The 390-nt window shown below is 65.9% G+C and carries 1 protein-coding gene; it reads right to left on the reverse strand.

Annotation, left to right across the window (positions count from 1 at the left end; all coding sequences use genetic code 11):
• Positions 1–390, reverse strand: a 390-nt coding sequence (locus tag R5H29_RS01250) for an AMP-binding enzyme (RefSeq protein ID WP_407073511.1), incomplete at both ends; no start/stop codon positions are given.

A 390-nucleotide genomic window follows, 5' to 3' on the forward strand; every position in this document is an offset into this window, starting at 1 on the left:
GTCTTGGCCAGCTGCGCCACGAATTCGATGCGCTCGGGCACGGCGTATTTGCTGATATGCCCCGCCTCCACGCTCTTCATCACATGCGCGCGGATCGCCTCGGCATCGGCCGCAACCCCGGGTTTCGGCACCACGATGGCGAGCGGCCGCTCCCCCCAGCGATCATCCTTCACGCCGATCACCGCCACTTCGGCTACACTCGGATGCAGCGCGATGATGTCCTCGAGATCGAGGCTGGAGACCCATTCGCCGCCGGTCTTCACCACGTCCTTGATGCGGTCGGTGATGGCGAGGAAGCCGTTGGCGTCGATCGTGCCGATGTCGCCGGTGTGCAGCCAGCCGCCTTCCCACAGCGTCGCCGAAGCGTCCGGGTTGTGCAGATAGCCCTGC

This window comes from Stenotrophomonas sp. A3_2 (assembly GCF_036624925.1).
Classification (GTDB): domain Bacteria; phylum Pseudomonadota; class Gammaproteobacteria; order Xanthomonadales; family Xanthomonadaceae; genus Stenotrophomonas; species Stenotrophomonas hibiscicola.